Source organism: Streptomyces sp. NBC_00539, assembly GCF_036346105.1.
GTDB lineage: Bacteria > Actinomycetota > Actinomycetes > Streptomycetales > Streptomycetaceae > Streptomyces.
Map to the genome: position 1 here is coordinate 2,687,209 of NZ_CP107811.1, position 17,416 is coordinate 2,704,624.

General features: G+C 71.4%; 14 protein-coding genes. 8 read left to right on the forward strand and 6 right to left on the reverse strand.

Annotated features, from left to right (window positions below; genetic code table 11):
• Window positions 1-106 precede the first annotated feature (106 nt).
• The gene (locus OG861_RS11685; RefSeq protein WP_329197916.1) at window positions 107-913 is read left to right on the forward strand and encodes a glycerophosphodiester phosphodiesterase; all 807 of its coding nucleotides are present in this window, start codon (window positions 107-109) and stop codon (window positions 911-913) included.
• Window positions 914-963: 50 nt separating this feature from the next.
• On the opposite strand, the gene OG861_RS11690 is transcribed toward OG861_RS11685, so the two are convergent.
• Complete coding sequence (locus OG861_RS11690; protein ID WP_329197915.1) at window positions 964-2,493, reverse strand: ricin-type beta-trefoil lectin domain protein; 1,530 nt, start codon at window positions 2,491-2,493, stop codon at window positions 964-966.
• A 107-nt stretch (window positions 2,494-2,600) separates the two neighbouring features.
• Between OG861_RS11690 and OG861_RS11695 the strand changes: the two genes are divergently transcribed.
• The 3 genes from OG861_RS11695 (at window position 2,601) to OG861_RS11705 (ending at window position 7,218) form a co-directional block, all read left to right on the forward strand.
• Window positions 2,601-4,016: a class II fumarate hydratase gene (locus tag OG861_RS11695; protein ID WP_329197914.1), complete on the forward strand. Its 1,416-nt coding sequence runs from the start codon at window positions 2,601-2,603 to the stop codon at window positions 4,014-4,016.
• A 102-nt stretch (window positions 4,017-4,118) separates the two neighbouring features.
• The gene (gene fomD, locus OG861_RS11700; protein ID WP_329197912.1) at window positions 4,119-4,901 is read left to right on the forward strand and encodes a cytidylyl-2-hydroxypropylphosphonate hydrolase; all 783 of its coding nucleotides are present in this window, start codon (window positions 4,119-4,121) and stop codon (window positions 4,899-4,901) included.
• A 229-nt stretch (window positions 4,902-5,130) separates the two neighbouring features.
• Window positions 5,131-7,218, forward strand: coding sequence for a SpoIIE family protein phosphatase (locus OG861_RS11705; RefSeq protein ID WP_329197910.1), 2,088 nt, complete (start codon window positions 5,131-5,133; stop codon window positions 7,216-7,218).
• Window positions 7,219-7,357: 139 nt separating this feature from the next.
• Here OG861_RS11705 and OG861_RS11710 read toward each other — a convergent pair whose 3' ends face one another.
• Window positions 7,358-9,643, reverse strand: coding sequence for a transglycosylase domain-containing protein (locus OG861_RS11710; protein WP_329197908.1), 2,286 nt, complete (start codon window positions 9,641-9,643; stop codon window positions 7,358-7,360).
• 242 nt (window positions 9,644-9,885) lie between these two features.
• On the opposite strand from OG861_RS11710, the gene OG861_RS11715 reads away from it, so the two are divergent.
• Entirely contained in the window at window positions 9,886-10,818 is a 933-nt protein-coding gene (locus OG861_RS11715) for an SPFH domain-containing protein (protein WP_330261698.1), read from the forward strand.
• Entirely contained in the window at window positions 10,815-11,093 is a 279-nt protein-coding gene (locus tag OG861_RS11720; RefSeq protein WP_229873444.1) for a hypothetical protein, read from the forward strand. Before OG861_RS11715 ends, OG861_RS11720 begins: the two co-directional genes overlap by 4 nt.
• A 25-nt stretch (window positions 11,094-11,118) precedes the next feature.
• Here OG861_RS11720 and OG861_RS11725 read toward each other — a convergent pair whose 3' ends face one another.
• Window positions 11,119-12,099: a hydrogen peroxide-inducible genes activator gene (locus tag OG861_RS11725; protein ID WP_329197903.1), complete on the reverse strand. Its 981-nt coding sequence runs from the start codon at window positions 12,097-12,099 to the stop codon at window positions 11,119-11,121.
• A gap of 135 nt (window positions 12,100-12,234) precedes the next feature.
• On the opposite strand from OG861_RS11725, the gene OG861_RS11730 reads away from it, so the two are divergent.
• Window positions 12,235-12,789, forward strand: coding sequence for a peroxiredoxin (locus OG861_RS11730; protein ID WP_030159560.1), 555 nt, complete (start codon window positions 12,235-12,237; stop codon window positions 12,787-12,789).
• Between the two features lie 2 nt (window positions 12,790-12,791).
• Window positions 12,792-13,328 carry an alkyl hydroperoxide reductase gene (locus OG861_RS11735; protein ID WP_329197901.1) on the forward strand — a complete coding sequence of 179 codons (537 nt, stop codon included), beginning with the start codon at window positions 12,792-12,794 and terminating at the stop codon, window positions 13,326-13,328.
• 102 nt (window positions 13,329-13,430) lie between these two features.
• Here OG861_RS11735 and OG861_RS11740 read toward each other — a convergent pair whose 3' ends face one another.
• The 3 genes from OG861_RS11740 to OG861_RS11750 all read right to left on the reverse strand — a co-directional run bounded on the left by OG861_RS11740 (window position 13,431) and on the right by OG861_RS11750 (window position 17,358).
• On the reverse strand, window positions 13,431-14,768 hold the full coding sequence (locus OG861_RS11740) for an AI-2E family transporter (RefSeq protein ID WP_329197899.1): 1,338 nt from the start codon (window positions 14,766-14,768) through the stop codon (window positions 13,431-13,433).
• Between the two features lie 131 nt (window positions 14,769-14,899).
• On the reverse strand, window positions 14,900-15,607 hold the full coding sequence (locus OG861_RS11745) for a transglycosylase SLT domain-containing protein (RefSeq protein ID WP_329197897.1): 708 nt from the start codon (window positions 15,605-15,607) through the stop codon (window positions 14,900-14,902).
• Between the two features lie 434 nt (window positions 15,608-16,041).
• A complete protein-coding gene (locus tag OG861_RS11750; protein ID WP_329197895.1) occupies window positions 16,042-17,358 on the reverse strand; it encodes a PhoH family protein in 1,317 nt (438 codons plus the stop codon).
• Window positions 17,359-17,416 lie beyond the last annotated feature (58 nt).

Sequence of the window (17,416 nt, forward strand, 5' to 3'; positions counted from 1 at the left end):
CGCCCGTCGTGGGCGGGGCGCAGCCGTGTGGTGGGGCGGGGGTCGGTTAACGTCGGGGTGGCGGGGAGGCGGCTTCCCGTTCACTCCGGTTCGCAAGGATCCCCGTATGACTGTGACGTCTTCCCACCGCACCGGTCGCACGGTGCGGGTCATCGCCCATCGCGGGGCTTCGTTCGCGCATCCCGAGCACACGCTGGCCGCCTACCGGCAGGCCATTGCCGACGGGGCCGACGCGCTGGAGTGCGACGTGCGGCTGAGCGCCGACGGGCGGCTGGTGTGCGTGCACGACCGGCGGGTGGAGCGGACGTCGGACGGGCGCGGGGTCGTTTCCGCGATGTCCTACGAGGAGCTGGCCGCGCTCGACTTCGGCCGGTGGAAGGGCGAGGAGCACCGTGGGGCGCAGGTGCTGCTCTTCGAGGACCTGCTCAAGGAGGCGCTGGGCGCCGGGCGGCCCGTCGGGCTGGCCGTCGAGACCAAGCACCCCACCCGCGCCGGCGGCCGGCTGGAGACCGAGCTCGTACGGGTGCTCAAGGAGCACGGGCTGGCCGACGGCAAGGACGGCCTCGTCGAGGTGATGAGCTTTTCGCGGACCGCCCTGACCCGGTTGCACCGGCTCGCGCCCGGCCTTCCCGCCGTGTACCTGATCGAGCGGACGCTCCGCCCCCCGCGCCCGCCGTACGCCACGCACGCGGGCCCGGGCATCGACCTGGTGCGGCGCGATCCGGGGCTGGTGGGGCGGCTGCGGGCCAAGGGGCTCGCGGTGCGGGTGTGGACGGTCGACGAGCCCGAGGACGTGGAGCTGTGCCTGCGCCTGGGCGTGGACACGCTGATCACCAACCGGCCCCGGCAGGTACGGGAGCTCGTGGAGCGACTGGAGGGGCTGGAGGGGCTGGAGGGGCTGGAGCGGCGGTGAAGGACACCCGGCCGGGGACCGGCCGGGTGTGGGGGGTGTACGGGGACGGGTCAGACGAAGCGCTGGCCGGGCGAGCCGTTGCAGGTCTGCAGGCGCAGCGGTTCGTGCGGGGCGGCGACGGTCAGGCACATGCCGGTGGCGGCCGCCGGGCGCAGGGTGGCGCCGTCACGGACGAACTGCTGGTTCGCTCCGCCGTGGCAGTTGTAGATGATCAGGGCGGTGCCGTTGCCGTAGTTGGCGCCGGGTGCGTCCAGGCAGCGGTCCTGCGTCAGTTCGGTGTGCAGGGCCTTGCGGGTGGTGTCGTACCACCAGCCCTGGTTGCGGCCGCCGTGGCAGTCCCAGCCCACAACCTTGGTGTCGTTGGCGCTGGACCCGCCGAAGGTGTCCAGGCAGTTGCCGGTCGCCTCGTTCTTGAGGGGCCGGTAAAGGGAGTCCCAGGCGCCGGCGGTCAGGACCGGGGTGCCCGTGCTCGCCGGGTCGGCGCAGGAGGCTTCGCGCAGGCCGGAGTCGTAGAGCTGGGTCAGACAGGAGGCGAAGGCGCCGTGGCCCCGGTAGTTGGGGTGGAAGGACTGCCGGGCGGTGTTCTCGTCCCACGGGAAGTGGTCCCCGAGGTCGAGGTAGAGGCCGCGGGCCCAGGCGTCCTCCATGCACACCTCGTGGCCGTGGAAGAGCCGCGAGTTGTCCAGGTAAGTGGCGCCGGAGGCGAGGGCCGCCTCGCGCATGCCCTTCTCGAACGTGGGTACCGCGTAGTTGCGGCCCCAGGCGGCGTCGGAGTCGTAGCCGGCGCATCCTCCGGGGAGCTTGCCGGGGAAGCCGGGGTTGTCGTTGAAGTCGGGGCCGATGGGGCTCGGGTAGCCCATGACCACCAGTTTGTAGTCGGAGTCGGCGTAGCCGGCTTGGCGCATGACCGTCTTGAGGTCGGCGACGGTGGCCTCCACCTTGGGCTTGAGGCCGTCGACGCGGGCCTGCCAGCCGGGGCCGTACTTGGGCTCGCAGGCGCCCTGGCTGAGGACCCAGCGGGTGACGCAGTCCGTCATCACGGGGCCGAACTGGAGGTCGTCGTTGGCGCCGGCGACCAGCAGCACCATCTTGATGCGGGTGTTGCGGGCCTTGATGGCGAGGTTGTCGCTCTGGACCAGCTCGTCGGGGTACTGCTTGCTGCCGCCGATCCGGATGTTGCCGGTGTACCCGCCCGAGCAGGCGACGTTGAAGGTGAGGTCGGCCGGGATGCCGGTGCGGTGGATCGCCGAGTCCGGCGAGCGGTGGCACTGGTTGGCGGACGTGTTGGTGGCGGGGTCGTAGTTGCCGACGCCCTCGCCCGAGATCTCGCTGTCCCCGAGCGAGATCAGGCCGGTTTTGCGGTCGGCCACCGGGCGGACGGCCGGGTCCCCGTAGATCTTGGTGGCCTCGGCCGCCCGGATGGCCTCCAGTTCGGGCGACAGGGGGGTGGCGGCCGGTCCGGCGGCGGGTGCCGCCTGGGCCAGGGGGGTGATGGCGGTGACGCCCCCGAGGGCGGCCGCGATCGCCGCGACGGCGGCGACGGTAGATCTGAGCCTGGGTTTCGTACGTGCACGTGCCATGAACGCCTCCCCGATATCAGTGTTACCCCCGGTATTTACTGGCCGGTAGGGGAGTTGGGAACACTTCTAACAAGACAATTGCTCAACTTTTTGAGGAGACAACGAACATGACCGACGATCAGCAGCCCACGGACAGCGCCGCCGAGTTCCGGATCGAGCACGACTCCATGGGTGAGGTACGGGTCCCCGCACACGCCAAATGGCGGGCCCAGACGCAGCGCGCGGTGGAGAACTTCCCCGTGTCCGGCCAGCGGCTGGAGCGCGCCCACATCGCCGCACTGGCCCGCGTCAAGGCCGCGGCCGCGCTGGTGAACGCCCGGCTCGGCGTCCTGGACGAGGACGTCGCCGGGGCGATCCGCTCCGCCGCCGAGGAGGTCGCCGACGGCCGCTGGGACGAGCACTTCCCCGTGGACGTGTTCCAGACCGGCTCGGGGACCTCGTCCAACATGAACACCAACGAGGTCATCGCCACGCTGGCGAGCGAGCGGCTCGGCCGCCCGGTGCACCCCAACGACCACGTCAACGCATCGCAGAGCTCCAACGACGTCTTCCCCTCCTCCGTGCACATCGCGGCGACCGCCGCCGTCACCGGTGAGCTGATCCCGGCACTGGAACACCTCGCCGCCGCGCTGGAGCGCAAGTCCGCGGAGTTCGCGGAGGTGGTCAAGGCCGGGCGTACGCACCTGATGGACGCGACCCCGGTCACCCTGGGCCAGGAGTTCGGCGGGTACGCCGCCCAGGTGCGCCACGGCGTCGAGCGGTTGCGCGCGGCCCTGCCCCGGCTCGCCGAACTCCCCCTGGGCGGGACGGCGGTGGGTACCGGGATCAACACCCCGCCCGGGTTCTCCGCCGCGGTGATCGCGGAGGTGGCCGCCGCGACGGGGCTGCCGCTGACCGAGGCGCGGGACCACTTCGAGGCCCAGGGCGCCCGGGACGCGCTGGTGGAGACCTCGGGGATGCTCCGTACGGTCGCCGTCTCCCTCACCAAGATCTGCAACGACCTGCGCTGGATGGCTTCGGGTCCGCGCACCGGATTGGCCGAAATCAATCTCCCGGATCTCCAGCCGGGGTCCTCGATCATGCCGGGGAAGGTCAATCCGGTCATCCCGGAGGCCGTCCTGATGGTCGCCGCGCAGGTGACGGGCAACGACGCGGCGGTCGCCGTGGCGGGCGCGTCCGGCAACTTCGAGCTCAACGTGATGATCCCGCTGATGGCCCGGAACCTGCTCGAATCGATCCGGCTGCTGGGCAACGCGAGCCGGCTGCTGGCCGACCGGACGGTGGACGGGATCACCGCCAACTCCGAGCGGGCCAGGGAGTACGCGGAATCCTCGCCCTCGGTGGTGACCCCGCTGAACCGCTACATCGGCTACGAGGAGGCCGCCAAGGTGGCCAAGCGGGCCCTGGCCGAACGCAAGACGATCCGGGAGGTCGTCCTCGAATCCGGCTACGTCGAGCAGGGCGCGCTCACCCTCGCCCAGCTGGACGAGGCGCTGGACGTGCTGCGCATGACCCGGCCCTGAACACCCGGGGGGCGGGGGCCGGATCCGGTCGTTTCCCGTCCCCGGACGAGGCCGTGACCTGCACCGCAGCACAGGGGCGGGCCCCCGCCCTAAGATCTGCGCATGACAGGTACCGCAGGCCGCGGGGACGGCGGCGCGCACGGCCCCGCGCAGGACGTCACGCACGGCAGGACGCACGGCGGCGCACAGGGCGGCCCGAACGACGGGGCGCCCGACGGGGCGTCGGACGCGCGCTGGGCGCCCGGGGAACAGATCCTGTGGCGCTACCGCGACCACGCCCCGGCCCGCGCGGCGGGCCCGGTCCACATCTGCCGGCCGGTGACGGTGGTGCAGGACACCGCCGAGCTGCTGGCGGTGTGGATGGCGCCCGGCACCGAATGCGTCAAGCCGGTGCTCGCCGACGGCACCCCGGTGCACCAGGAACCCCTCGCCACCCGCTACACCGCGCCCCGGACCACCGTGCGCTCGCGCTGGTTCGGGGCGGGGGTGCTGAAACTGGCCCGGCCCGGGGAGCCGTGGTCGGTGTGGCTGTTCTGGGAACACGGCTGGCGGTTCAAGAACTGGTACGTCAACCTGGAGGAGCCCCTGACCCGTTGGGCGGGCGGGGTGGACTCCGTGGACCACTTCCTCGACATCTGCGTGTACCCCGACCGCAGCTGGGTGTGGCGCGACGAGGACGAGTTCGCGCAGGCGCGGCGGGTCGGGCTGGTGGACCCCCCGCTGGCGCGCCGGGTGGAGGACGCGGGCCGCGCCGCCGTGGAGACCGTCAAGGAGTGGGGCCCTCCGTTCCGCGACGGCTGGCAGGACTGGCGCCCCGATCCACGTTGGCCGGTTCCGGTACTGCCGGAGGACTGGGACCGCACCCCGGCGCATATGACGTCATGAGACCCTTGATGCGCCCCCGGGGTTCAACCGTAGGATCGTCCTCCGCCGGGCTCGACATCCGTAATCGACGTGCCGCGCAGGGGACTTGGCGCCGGACCGACGCGAGGTGAGGTAACGAGCGGGACGCGGAACCGCGGGGTGGTGGTGCCCCTGCCGCTGAGCGGGTATACCGCGACTGAACCGAGTTGAGTGCAGCGCACATCGAGCGCAAACGGACGGAAATCCACGCGTGACGGAGTACCCCACCTCCCAGGAGGGCCCGCAGCCCGTCGCCTCCGGCGGAGGTACGGACGACGCCGGCCACGGCAAGGCCCCGATCGTGGCCGCCGAGGCCGTGCGCACGCATGCGCAGAACGCGGCCGGTGACCCGGACGGCGCCCGCGCGCCCGGCCGTTCCGCCGGACTGCCCCGGCCCAGGGGCGGCAGCGCCGGCAAAGGCGGCGGCAGCGGTATGGGAGGCGGCGCCCGTCCGGCCCTCGACGGGACGTCCGCGGTGAGCGGCGCGGGCGCCGCCGGGGCCGGTTCCGGCGGACCGGGCGGCGCCGGGACGACGGAGGTCACCGCCTCGCGCCGCGAGGGCGACCGGCTGCGCTTCGTCGGCGCGGCCACCCGCAGGATCGCGCGCGGCATCGACCTGGACGAGATCGTGCTCGGCCTGTGCCGGGCCACCGTGCCGACGTTCTCCGACGCCATCCTCGTCTACCTGCGCGATCCCCTGCCGGTCGGCGACGAACGTCCCGTCGGCCCGGTCGTCTTAAGGCTGCGCCGCACCGACCGGCTCCGGCCCCTGGACGACCTGACGGGCGGCGAGTTCGCCGGGGCGGCCGGGTCGGGCGGCGAACTCGATTTCAGCCGGCTGCCGCTGGTCGGCCCGCAGGGTGACCTGCCCGCGTCCGAGCTGTGCGAGATCCGGCCGGGCGGCCCGCTCGCCGAGGTGCTGCGCGGCGTCCGCCCCGTGTTCGGCTCCTCCGTCGCCGCGAACGACGCCCTGTCGGAGCTGCTGGGCGGCGACCACCCCGTACCGCGCGGGCAGCGGGCGATCCTCGCGCCGCTGCGCGGGCGGCGCCGGGTGATCGGCGCGGCGGTGTTCCTGCGTACCCCCGAGCGGCCCGCCTTCGAGACCAACGACCTGCTGGTGGCGGCCCAGCTGGCCACGCACACCGCGCTCGGCATCGACAAGGCGGTGCTGTACGGCCGCGAGGCGTACATCGCCGACGAACTCCAGCGCACCATGCTCCCCGACAGCCTCCCCCAGCCCACCGGGGTCCGCCTCGCCTCCCGGTACCTGCCGGCCGCCGAGACGGCCCGGGTCGGCGGCGACTGGTACGACGCCATACCGCTGCCCGGCAGCCGCGTCGCGCTGGTCGTCGGTGACGTCATGGGCCACTCCATGACCTCCGCCGCGATCATGGGGCAGCTCCGCACCACCGCGCAGACCCTGGCGCAGCTCGACCTGCCGCCCGCGGAGGTCCTGCACCACCTGGACGAGCAGGCCCAGCGCCTGGGTTCCGACCGGATGGCGACCTGCCTCTACGCGGTCTACGACCCCGTCTCGCACCGGATCACCATCGCCAACGCCGGTCACCCCCCGCCGGTGCTCCTGCACCTGGGCGGCCGCGCGGAGGTGCTGCGCGTACCGCCGGGCGCCCCCATCGGCGTCGGCGGCGTGGACTTCGAGGCGGTGGAGCTGGACGCCCCGGCCGGGGCCACCTTGCTGCTGTACACCGACGGGCTGGTGGAGTCCCGGCTCCGCGACGTCTGGACCGGCATCGAGCAGCTGCGGGAGCGGCTGGCCACCACCGCGCAGCTGACCGGCGTGGACCACCCGCCGCCGCTGGAGGCGCTGTGCGACGACGTGCTGGACATGCTCGGCCCCGGCGACCGGGACGACGACATCGCGCTGCTGGCGGCCCGCTTCGACGGGATCGCGCCCAGTGACGTGGCGTACTGGTTCCTGGACCCGGAGGAGACCGCTCCGGGCCGGGCCCGCCGCTTCGCCCGCCGCGCGCTCGCCCGTTGGGGTCTGGAGGAGCTCCAGGACTCCCTCGAACTGCTGGTCAGCGAGGTGGTGACGAACGCCGTCCGGTACGCGGAGCGGCCCGTGACGCTGCGCCTGCTGCGGACGGACGTGCTGCGCTGCGAGGTCGGCGACGACTCACCGCAGCTGCCGCGCCAGCGCCGGGCCCGGGACACGGACGAGGGCGGCCGTGGCCTGTTCCTGGTAAACCGGATGGCCCGCCGATGGGGTGCCACCCGGCTGAGCAGCGGAAAGGTCGTGTGGTTCGAACTCACGCTGCCGCGCGGCGACGCGGGCTGAGCCGCCTCGGCCACGACACGGCGCCGACAGGACACCCCCGACACGACACCGCCGACAGGACACCGCCGAAACGGCCCCGCAGAAACGACACCGCCCCGCGACGATCACGTCGCGGGGCGGTTTCCCGTTCTCCGGCCCGTCAGGGCTGTCGCTGCTGCTCCTGCGGCGGCGGCGGGAAGAGGAACGACTTCGTCGGATCCGGGGTCTTCGTCGGGTCCTTCGTCGGCTTGGTCGGGTCGGCCGTCTTCGTCGGGTCCTTGGTGTGGCTGCTCGGGTCGCCGGTCTTCGTGGGGCTCGTGGTGGTCGTCGGCGACTTGGTGCTCCCCGTCGCCGTGGCGGTCGGGCTCGGGTCCTTGGTGGGCGCCGCACTGCGGGTGGGCGCCTGGACGGGGCCCATGTCCGCGTCCGACAGGTCGAACTCGTCGGTGCTCACGCCGCTGAGGGCGGACTGGGTGTACGCCTTCCAGATGTCGGCGGGGAAGCTGGAGCCGCCCGCGCGGCCACCGCCGGCGGTACCGGTCAGGGTGACCTGCTTGTGCGAGTTGGGGTCCTCACCGAACATCGCGACGACGGTGACGAGCTCCGGGGTGTAACCGGTGAACCAGGCCGCCACGTTGGACTCGGTGGTGCCGGTCTTGCCGGCGGCCTCGTAGGCGTCGCTCTTCACGGCTCGGCCGGAGCCGTTCTCGACCACGCCCGTGAGCACCTTGGTGACGGTGTCGGCGGTCTTGTGGCTGAGGACCTGGCCGCCGATGGGACTGCCCGGGTTGTACGTGGCGTCCTTGCGCTCGGCCTTCTTGACGATGGTCGGGGTGACCTTCTTGCCGTGGTTGTCGAAGGTGGCGTAGACGCCGGCCATTTCCACGGTGTCGGCGCTCATGGTGCCCAGCGACATGGCCGGCTTGTCCTCGGGCCAGCCGTCGCGGTCCTGCATGCCGAGGGCGAGCGCCTGCTTCTTCACGTTCGGCGGCTTGGCGTCCACGATCATCTGGGCGTAGACGGAGTTCACGGAGGAGTTGGTGGCCTCCTGGACCGTGAGCATCGGGTCGCCGTAGTTGTGGTCGTCCTGGTTCTGCGGGGCGAACGCGACGGGGCTGCCGACGACGGGGCGCTTGCTCGTGCCGTCGTAGAGGGTGTTCGGGGTGATCTTGCGGCCGTCCTGGGTGGTCGCCCCGGTCTCCAGCGCGGTGGCCAGCACGACCGGCTTGAAGGTCGAGCCGGGCTGGAAGTCCTTGCGCAGCGCGTTGCTGTCGTACTTCTCGCTCAGGCCCGTGCCGCCGTACATCGCGACGATCGCGCCGGTCTTCGGGTCCACCGAGGTGGCGCCGGCCTGCACGCTCTGGTCCTGCGGCCTTTGCTCGACGTTCTTGCGTTCGAGCTGGGACTCCAACTTGTCCTGGACCGCCTTCTCCAGGGCGGCCTGCTTCTTCTTGTCGATGTTGAGCGTGAAGGTCCAGCCGCCGGCCGCGATCTGCTCGTCCTTGACGCCGTGGGCGTTCAGCTCGGCGTTGGCCGCCTGGATCAGGTAGCCCTTCTGGCCGTCCATCCCGGGGGCGGGCTTGGGCTTGATGGGCTCCGGCAGCTGGATCGTCTTGCGCGTGGCGGGGTCCAGTTTGCCCATCTCGACCATGTTGTCGAGCACGGCGTTGAAGCGGACGTTCACCAGGTGCCTGCCGTTGGGGCCCGCGAACGCCAGGTCGTACTGGCTGGGGGCCTGGATGACGGCGGCGAGGTACGCGCCCTGCGCGAGGGTCAGCTTGTCGGCGTCGACGCCGTAGAAGGCCTGGGCGGCGGCCTGGATGCCGTAGGCGTTGCGGCCGTAGAAGTTGGTGTTGAGGTAGCCGGCGAGGATGTCGTTCTTCGACATGCGCTGGTCGACCTTGATGGCGATCACCAGCTCGCGGAGCTTGCGGGACGCCGACTGGTCCTGGGTGAGGTAGTAGTTCTTGACGTACTGCTGGGTGATCGTCGAACCGCCGGCCGTGCCCTTGCCGCGGAGGGTGTTGAACAGGCCGCGGCCCACACCCATCAGGTCGACGCCGCTGTCCTTGTAGAAGGACTTGTTCTCGATGGCGATGAACGCCGTCCGCACGTCCTCGGGGATCTTGTCGAGCGGGACGATGACACGGTTCTTCTCTCCCGTGCGCGCCATGATCGAGCCGTCGGCGTACTTGTAGGTGTTGCTCTGGAGCACCGCGTCGTTGCGGGGGTCCGGCGGCTCCACCATGAAGTAGGCGGCGATCGCACCCGCCACCAGGAGCAGGATCGTCCCGAAGAAGGCTCCGAGGATCTTCTTCCAGGTGAAGAAGCGGCGTATGCCGGTGCGTTTACCGGACGCCTTGTCCGCGCGCCCGCCTGGGCGCCCGCTCGGTGCCTTCTGCGCACCGCGCTGCTGCTGCGCCCGTCGCGCTTCTGCTCGGCCCATCGCTCCCGCTCCGCTCGATTACCCCCCCGACGTCAGCTCAGAAAACTAACACCGCAGGCTGTGACAAAGGTTGGCTAACCCTGATCAATTCCGGTCATTTCGGACGTGAGAATCAGCACCCACATCACTGGAACCGACGCACTTGAGGCCCCAAGGGTTGCGGTGGGGGCAAAAAGTGATATCACTTTGCTAGAAGCTCCGGCCGAACCGGGCCGGGCATCACCGACAAACGGGGGCGCACCATGACCACTGCATCGGCCACTGCATCCGGCCGGATCGACGGATCGTCCGGTGACATAAGGGAGTTCACCGCGCACAGCATCGGCGGCGGCCCGGCCCTGCTGCTCGGCCTGGCGGGCCTCGCGGGCGGTGCCGGCCTGGTGCTCCTCGGCTCGGTGATGGGCTCGGACGCGCTCAAGGTGGCCTTGATCGCGGTGGGCATCCTGCTGGCCGTCTCGGCGTTCTTCGCGATGAGCGGGCTCAACACGATCGCCCCCGGGCAGGCGCGGGTCGTACAGCTCTTCGGCCGCTACCGGGGGACGATCCGGACCGAGGGGCTGCGCTGGGTCAACCCGCTGACCAGCCGCGAGAAGGTCTCCACCCGCGTCCGCAACCACGAGACGAACGTCCTCAAGGTCAACGACGCGTACGGCAACCCCATCGAGCTGGCGGCGGTCGTGGTGTGGCGGGTGGAGGACACGGCCCGCGCGGTGTTCGAGGTCCAGGACTTCACCGAGTTCGTCGAGACGCAGACCGAGACGGCCGTGCGGCACATCGCCATCGAGTACCCCTACGACGCCCACGAAGAGGGCGGCCTCTCGCTGCGCGGCAACGCCGAGGAGATCACCCGCAAGCTCGCGGACGAGCTCTCGACCCGCGTCGAAGCCGCGGGCGTGCACATCATCGAGTCCCGCTTCACGCATCTCGCGTACGCTCCCGAGATCGCCTCCGCGATGCTCCAGCGCCAGCAGGCCGGGGCCGTGGTGGCGGCCCGCCGGGAGATCGTCGAGGGCGCGGTGGGCATGGTGGAGCTGGCCCTGACCCGCCTGGCGGAGGAGGACATCGTGGACCTGGACCCGGAGCGCAAGGCCTCCATGGTGTCGAACCTGATGGTGGTCCTCTGCGGCGACCGCGCGGCCCAGCCCGTCCTCAACACCGGCACGCTCTACCAGTGAGTCCCGCCGGCGGCGCGCCCCGCTCCGGACCCGGCCCGGCCGAGGAGCCGGAGCGGGGCGCGCGTGCGGGGCGCCAGGCGCGCAAGCAGGTGCTGCTGCGGCTGGACCCGCAGGTGTACGAGGCGCTGGCGCGCTGGGCGGGTGAGGAGCTGCGCAGCGCGAACGCCCAGATCGAGTTCCTGCTCCGGCGCGCCCTCGCCGAGTCCGGCCGCCTCCCGGGCGGCGCGGCCCCGATCCCGCCCCGCGGCCGGCCCCGGGCCGATCCCGAGTCCTGAACGGGCCGGCGGGTGCGGGGCCGGCTCAGGCCTGGTCGGTCGGCCAGACCGGGAGCGGGCGTACTGCTTCCCGCAGCGAGGCGGCGATCGCCGTGAACTCCTCCTGGCGGGCGGTCCCGGTCCGCATGGCCAGCGCGATGCGCCGCGAGGGGGCCGGCTCGGCGAAGTAACCGGTGGCCAGGTATTCGTTGCGGGCGGTCTCCAGGCGCAGCGCCGTACGCGGCAGCAGCGTCACCCCGAGTCCCCCGGCGACGAGTTGCACGAGCGTGGAGAGCCCGGCCGCGGTGGTGGTGACGTCCGCCCCGGCCGTGCGCCCGGCCTCCCGGCAGATGTCCAGGGCCTGGTCCCGCAGGCAGTGGCCCTCGTCGAGCAACAGCAGCTGGAGCTCGCGCAGTTCCTCGCGGGGGATGTCCCTGCGCCCGGCGAGGGGGTGCTCCCTGGGTGCGAGCAGGACGAAGTCCTCGTCGAAGAGCGGGAGTTCGGTGACCCCGGGGACGCCGAGCGGTACCGCGAGCAGCAGCAGGTCGAGGCGTCCGCCGGCCAGTCCCTCCAGCAGCGAGGCCGTCTGCTCCTCGTGCACCTGGAGGTCCATGCCGGGGTAGCGGCGGTGGAACAGCCCGAGCACGGTCGGCAGCAGGTACGGGGCCACGGTGGGGATCACACCGAGCCGCAGCATCCCCGTGAAGGGCGCGCGCACCGCCTCGGACTCCTCCAGCAGGGCGCCCATCGCGTCGAGCACGGCCCGCGCCCGGGCGGCGATCCGCTCGCCGGCCGGGGACAGCAGCACCTTGCGGGTGGTGCGCTCCAGCAACCGGACGCCGAGGGCCTCCTCCAGGGCGGAGACGGCACCGGACAGGGCCGGCTGGCTCATCCCGATCGCCGCGGCGGCGTCGCGGAAGTGCAGGTGCTCGGCGACGGCGGCGAAGGCGCGCAGCTGCGCGAGCGTCGCCTGCCGGGCCGAACCGTTCTTCGGTCCGAGCTTCGCTCCCCTATTACCGATAGCCACTGATAGGCACCTCCGATCACCAAGCACAAGAGTAGCTATTTCTGTAATCAATGCAGCTGTGCCAGCATGTGAGATCCGTCCAACCCCCTTGGAAAGCCCCCAAAAGGGTTACTTTCCTGTCCGCAAGGAGAGCACGTGCTCACTGTCGGTGACAAGTTCCCCACCTACGATCTGACCGCCTGCGTCTCGCTCGAAGCCGGCAGCGAGTTCGCGCAGATCGACCACAAGACCTACGAGGGCAAGTGGCGCGTGGTGTTCTTCTGGCCGAAGGACTTCACCTTCGTCTGCCCGACCGAGATCGCCGCCTTCGGCAAGCTCAACGAGGAGTTCCAGGACCGGGACGCCCAGATCCTCGGCGTCTCCGGCGACTCGGAGTTCGTCCACCACGCCTGGCGCAAGGACCACGCCGACCTGCGTGACCTGCCCTTCCCGATGCTGGCCGACTCCAAGCACGAGCTCATGCAGGCCTGTGGCGTGCAGGGCGAGGACGGCTTCGCGCAGCGCGCCGTCTTCATCGTCGACCAGAACAACGAGATCCAGTTCACGATGGTGACCGCCGGTTCCGTGGGCCGTAACCCCAAGGAGGTCCTGCGGGTCCTCGACGCCCTGCAGACCGACGAGCTGTGCCCCTGCAACTGGAACAAGGGCGAGGGCACCCTGGACGCCGGCGCGCTGCTGGCCGGTGAGTGACGATGTCCCTCGACTCCCTCAAGGCCGCCGTCCCGGACTTCGCCAAGGACCTGAGGCTGAACCTCGGTTCGGTCATCGGCAACAGCGACCTGCCGCAGCAGCAGCTGTGGGGCACGGTCCTGGCCTGCGCGATCGCCGCCCGCTCCGCGCGCGTCCTGCGTGAGCTGGAGCCGGAGGCGAAGGCGGCCCTGTCGCCGGAGGCGTACACCGCCGCCAAGTCCGCGGCCGCGGTCATGGCGATGAACAACGTCTTCTACCGGACCCGGCACCTGCTGTCCGACCCGGAGTACGGCACCCTGCGCGCGGGCCTGCGGATGAACATCATCGGCAACCCGGGTGTGGAGAAGGTCGACTTCGAGCTGTGGTCGCTCGCGGTCTCCGCGATCAACGGCTGCGGCCAGTGCCTCGACTCGCACGAGCAGGTGCTGCGCAAGGCCGGTGTCGGCCGCGAGACGGTCCAGGAGGCCTTCAAGATCGCCTCGGTGATCCAGGCCGTCGCCGTCACCCTCGACGCCGAGGACGCCCTCGCCGCCGAGTAGGCACCCCTCGTACGCGTACGACCACCAAGGCCCCCGCCGCCGTCCACCGGCAGCGGGGGCCTTGTCGGTTCCGCGGACCCGAGGAGCCCGCCCCGACGGGGACTACGCGTGCGCGCCCTGGTCCCGCTCGGCCTGCGGCAGGGCCGTGGCGCCGTGCGGGCCCGGGCCCGTCGCGGCGGCCGCCGCGCGCTGCTGGTCGCGCGAGTACGCCCGCAGGTACACCACGACGGTGTTGGTGACGGCCACCAGCGGCACGGCGACCACCGCACCGCCGATGCCGGCGACCATCCCGCCGGCCGCCACCGCCAGCACCACCGCGAGCGGGTGCACCCGTACGGCGCGGCCCAGGATGAACGGCTGGAGCACGTGCCCCTCCAGCTGCTGCACCGCCAGCACCACCGCGAGGACCATCAGGGCGATGAACGGCCCCTGGGTCACCAGGGCCACCACCACGGCCAGGGCGCCGGAGACGACCGCGCCGACGAGCGGGATGAAGGCGAACAGGAAGATGAAGACGGCGAGCGGTACCGCCATCGTGACGTCGAGGAAGTACAGCCCGAGGCCGATGAAGACGGCGTCGATGAGGGCGACGAGCACGGTGCCCCGGACGTATGCGGTCAGCGTGCGCCAGGCACGCGGGCCGGCGCCGGCGACCCCGGGGCGGGCCGCGCGCGGGACCAGGCCGAGCACCCAGGTCCAGATGCGCTTGCCGTCGTAGAGCAGGAAGAGCGTCGAGAACATCGAGAGCAGGATGCCCGTGAGTACCTCGACGAGCACCGTCACGCCCTGCAGGCCGGCGGAGGTGATCTGCTCGGTGTTGGTGCCGATGGTGTCGGTGAGGCTCTTCGCGATGTCGTTGATCTGCTTCTCGGTGACGTGGAACGGGCTGTCCAGCAACCAGAGTTTGAGTTCGTCGATGCCCTCGCGCACCCGGGCGGAGAGGGTGTCGAGGTTCTCCATGACCTGCCAGACCACGAACCAGCCGACCAGGCCGATCACGACGAAACCGAGGATCGCGGTCACGGCCGTGGCGAGCCCGCGCGGCAGCCCGAGCCTGCGCAGTCGTACGACGAAGGGCTGGAGCAGGGCGGTGACGAGCAGGGCGGCGGAGAAGGCGAGCACCACGAGGCGGACCTCGCTGATCACCTTCATCAGCACCCAGAGCATCCCGGCCAGGAGCAGCAGCCGCCAACTGGCCTCGGCGGCCACCCGCATGCCCCACGGGATGACCGTCACCGGGTCGGGCCGCTCCCGCCAGCCGGAGGCGCCACCGGGGGCCACCACGGTCGCGGGCACCGGTCCGTCCATGGGGAGCGGGACGGGGACGGGCACGTCGACGGCGGTCTCCGCCTCGACCTCGGCCCGCCGTTCGTCCAGCCGCGCGCCGATCTGGCTGAGCCCTCTGCCGATCCGGCCGAGCCAGCCTGCCCTCTTCGTCATGTCTTTCCCTTTCCCCCCGACCGCGGACGCACTCGCCCGACCGTACACGCGCGGGAGCCCCGCACCGTAGGACGGTGCGGGGCTCCCCGAGGTTGTTCGCCGCAGCCGGGTTCCCGAGGCGGCTCGCAGACTCAGTACCAGCCGTTGCTCTGGTGGAAGCTCCAGGCGCTGCACGGGCTGCCGTACCGGTCGTTCATGTAGCCCAGGCCCCACTGGATCTGCGTGGCCGGGTTGGTGCGCCAGTCGGCGCCCGCCGAGGCCATCTTGGAGCCGGGCAGGGCCTGGACCAGGCCGTAGGCGCCCGAGGAGGAGTTCACGGCCTGGTAGTTCCAGGTCGATTCCTCGTTGATGATGTTGGAGAAGCACTGGAACTGGCCGGCCGGCACGATCTGGCGGGCGATTTCCTTGACCTGGGCGACCGTGTAGGAGCCCTGGACGGCGAAGTCTCCGGCGCTGCGCGTCGCGGAGCGGCTGGCGACCTGCTCCTCGTCGCGCTTCTTCGCTTCCGCTTCGGCCTGCTTCTTCTTCTCCGCGGCCTCGGCGTCCGTCTTCTTCGCCTTGGCGTCCTGCGCGGCCTGGACGCGTGCCGCTTCCTCGGCCGAGCGCTTGGCGTCGGCGTCGGCGGCGTGGGCGATGGCGTCGGCCTGCTGCGTCAGGGACGCGCTCTGGACCTGCGCCTGGTCGCCGACCGGGATGTCAGTGAGGAGAGTCGTTCCGGCGGCGGTCGTTTCGATGTCGTTCGGGGTGGCGTCGCCCGCTGCAACGCCTACGACTGCGCCGACGGTGGTGACCGCGGTGGCCGAAGCCACTGCGAACCCCCGGACCGAGATCCGGCTCACACGGTGTCCTTCCAGCAGCGTCCGCAGTGACCGCGCGGGCGCAATAGTGCCCCTCGACACTGGCCTCCATGAATCTGCGGTCACTGGAGGCGCGGACCCGGGGCAACTCCCTCGCGGGAGCTGCCGTCTAGCTCGGGCGGCATACGGCGACCGGCTCTGGAGTTGTTGGTGTGCGCGTACCTCGCGAGAGGTACAGAAGTGCCGTATGCGGGGCCTGACGGAAAGCAGACTCTGCCGGACCGCGACGCCGCAGGGCAATTCCACGTTGCGTGGGAAAGGTCACACCTGCCCGAACGCCCCCGATTGCGGCGAAGACCTGTGCAGCACGACGCCGCCCGGCTAGGCTGCTGGACCTTTGTCGGGCGGCGCCAACTCATCGTGCACCTATGGGGTTTCTGCCCCTTTTCGCCGTCAGGGCCGACGGGCGGCCCCCGTCACAGCGCCTCCAGCATCTCGGTGACGAGCGCGGCGATCGGGGAGCGCTCGGAACGCGTCAGCGTGACGTGCGCGAACAGCGGGTGCCCCTTGAGCTTCTCAACGACCGCGACCACCCCGTCGTACCGGCCGACCCTCAAGTTGTCCCGCTGGGCCACGTCGTGGGTCAGGACGACCCGCGAGTTGGCACCGATCCGGGACAGCACGGTCAGCAGGACGTTGCGCTCCAGCGACTGGGCCTCGTCCACGATCACGAAGGCGTCGTGCAGCGAACGGCCCCGGATGTGCGTGAGGGGCAGGACCTCCAGCATCCCGCGGTTCAGCACCTCCTCGATGACCTCCCGCCCGGCGACGGAGGAGAGGGTGTCGAAGACCGCCTGCGCCCAGGGGCTCATCTTCTCGGCGGCGTCGCCCGGCAGGTAGCCGAGGTCCTGCCCGCCCACCGCGTACAGCGGCCGGAAGACCATCACCTTCTGGTGCTGCCTGCGCTCCAGGACCGCCTCCAGGCCCGCGCACAGCGCCAGCGCCGACTTTCCGGTGCCGGCCCGGCCGCCCATGGAGAGGATCCCGATCTCGGGATCGAGCAGCAGGTCCAGGGCGATGCGCTGCTCGGCGCTGCGGCCGTGCAGCCCGAAGGCCTCGCGGTCGCCGCGCACGAGGCGGACGTTGCCGTCCGCCGTGACCCGGCCGAGCGCCTTGCCCCGCTCGGACTGGAGGACGAGCCCGGTGTGGACCGGCAGTTCGGCGGCCTCCGGCACGTAGAGCCGCTCCTCCGAGAAGAGCAGGTCGACCTGTTCCCCGGAGAGCGCGAGCTCGCTCATGCCGGTCCAGCCGCTGTCGGTGATCGCGAGCTCGGCCCGGTACTCCTCGGCGAGCAGCCCCACCGAGGAGGCCTTGATGCGCAGCGGCAGGTCCTTCGAGACCACCGTGACGTCGTAGCCCTCGGCCTGGAGGTTGCGGGCGACGGCCAGGATGCGGGAGTCGTTGTCCCCCAGCCGGAAGCCCGCCGGCAGGACGCCGGGGTCGGAGTGGTTGAGTTCGACGCGCAGGGTGCCGCCCAGATCGCCCAGCGGGATGGGGGCGTCGAGGCGACCGTAGCGGACCCGGAAGTCGTCGAGCAGGCGCAGGGCCTGGCGCGCGAAGTAGCCGAGTTCGGGATGGTGCCTCTTGGCCTCCAGCTCGGTGATCACCACGATCGGGAGCACGACCTCGTGCTCCTCGAAGCGGGATACCGCGTTGGGGTCTGCCAGCAGGACGCTGGTGTCGAGGACGTAGGTCCGCCTGTCGGGCAGGCGGCGCTTTGTGCTGGTCACCACGGAAGGACGTACCCCCTCGGAAGAGGTCGGGCCATGAAGACCGGACCGGTCATCGGCA

Excerpts from the sequence above, each read along its gene's own strand:
- OG861_RS11685 (WP_329197916.1), top strand. The coding sequence starts at position 107 with ATGACTGTGACGTCTTCCCACCGCACCGGTCGCACGGTGCGGGTCATC.
- OG861_RS11690 (WP_329197915.1), bottom strand. The coding sequence starts at position 2,493 with ATGGCACGTGCACGTACGAAACCCAGGCTCAGATCTACCGTCGCCGCC.
- OG861_RS11695 (WP_329197914.1), top strand. The coding sequence starts at position 2,601 with ATGACCGACGATCAGCAGCCCACGGACAGCGCCGCCGAGTTCCGGATC.
- fomD (WP_329197912.1), top strand. The coding sequence starts at position 4,119 with ATGACAGGTACCGCAGGCCGCGGGGACGGCGGCGCGCACGGCCCCGCG.
- OG861_RS11710 (WP_329197908.1), bottom strand. The coding sequence starts at position 9,643 with ATGGGCCGAGCAGAAGCGCGACGGGCGCAGCAGCAGCGCGGTGCGCAG.
- OG861_RS11715 (WP_330261698.1), top strand. The coding sequence starts at position 9,886 with ATGACCACTGCATCGGCCACTGCATCCGGCCGGATCGACGGATCGTCC.
- OG861_RS11735 (WP_329197901.1), top strand. The coding sequence starts at position 12,792 with ATGTCCCTCGACTCCCTCAAGGCCGCCGTCCCGGACTTCGCCAAGGAC.
- OG861_RS11740 (WP_329197899.1), bottom strand. The coding sequence starts at position 14,768 with ATGACGAAGAGGGCAGGCTGGCTCGGCCGGATCGGCAGAGGGCTCAGC.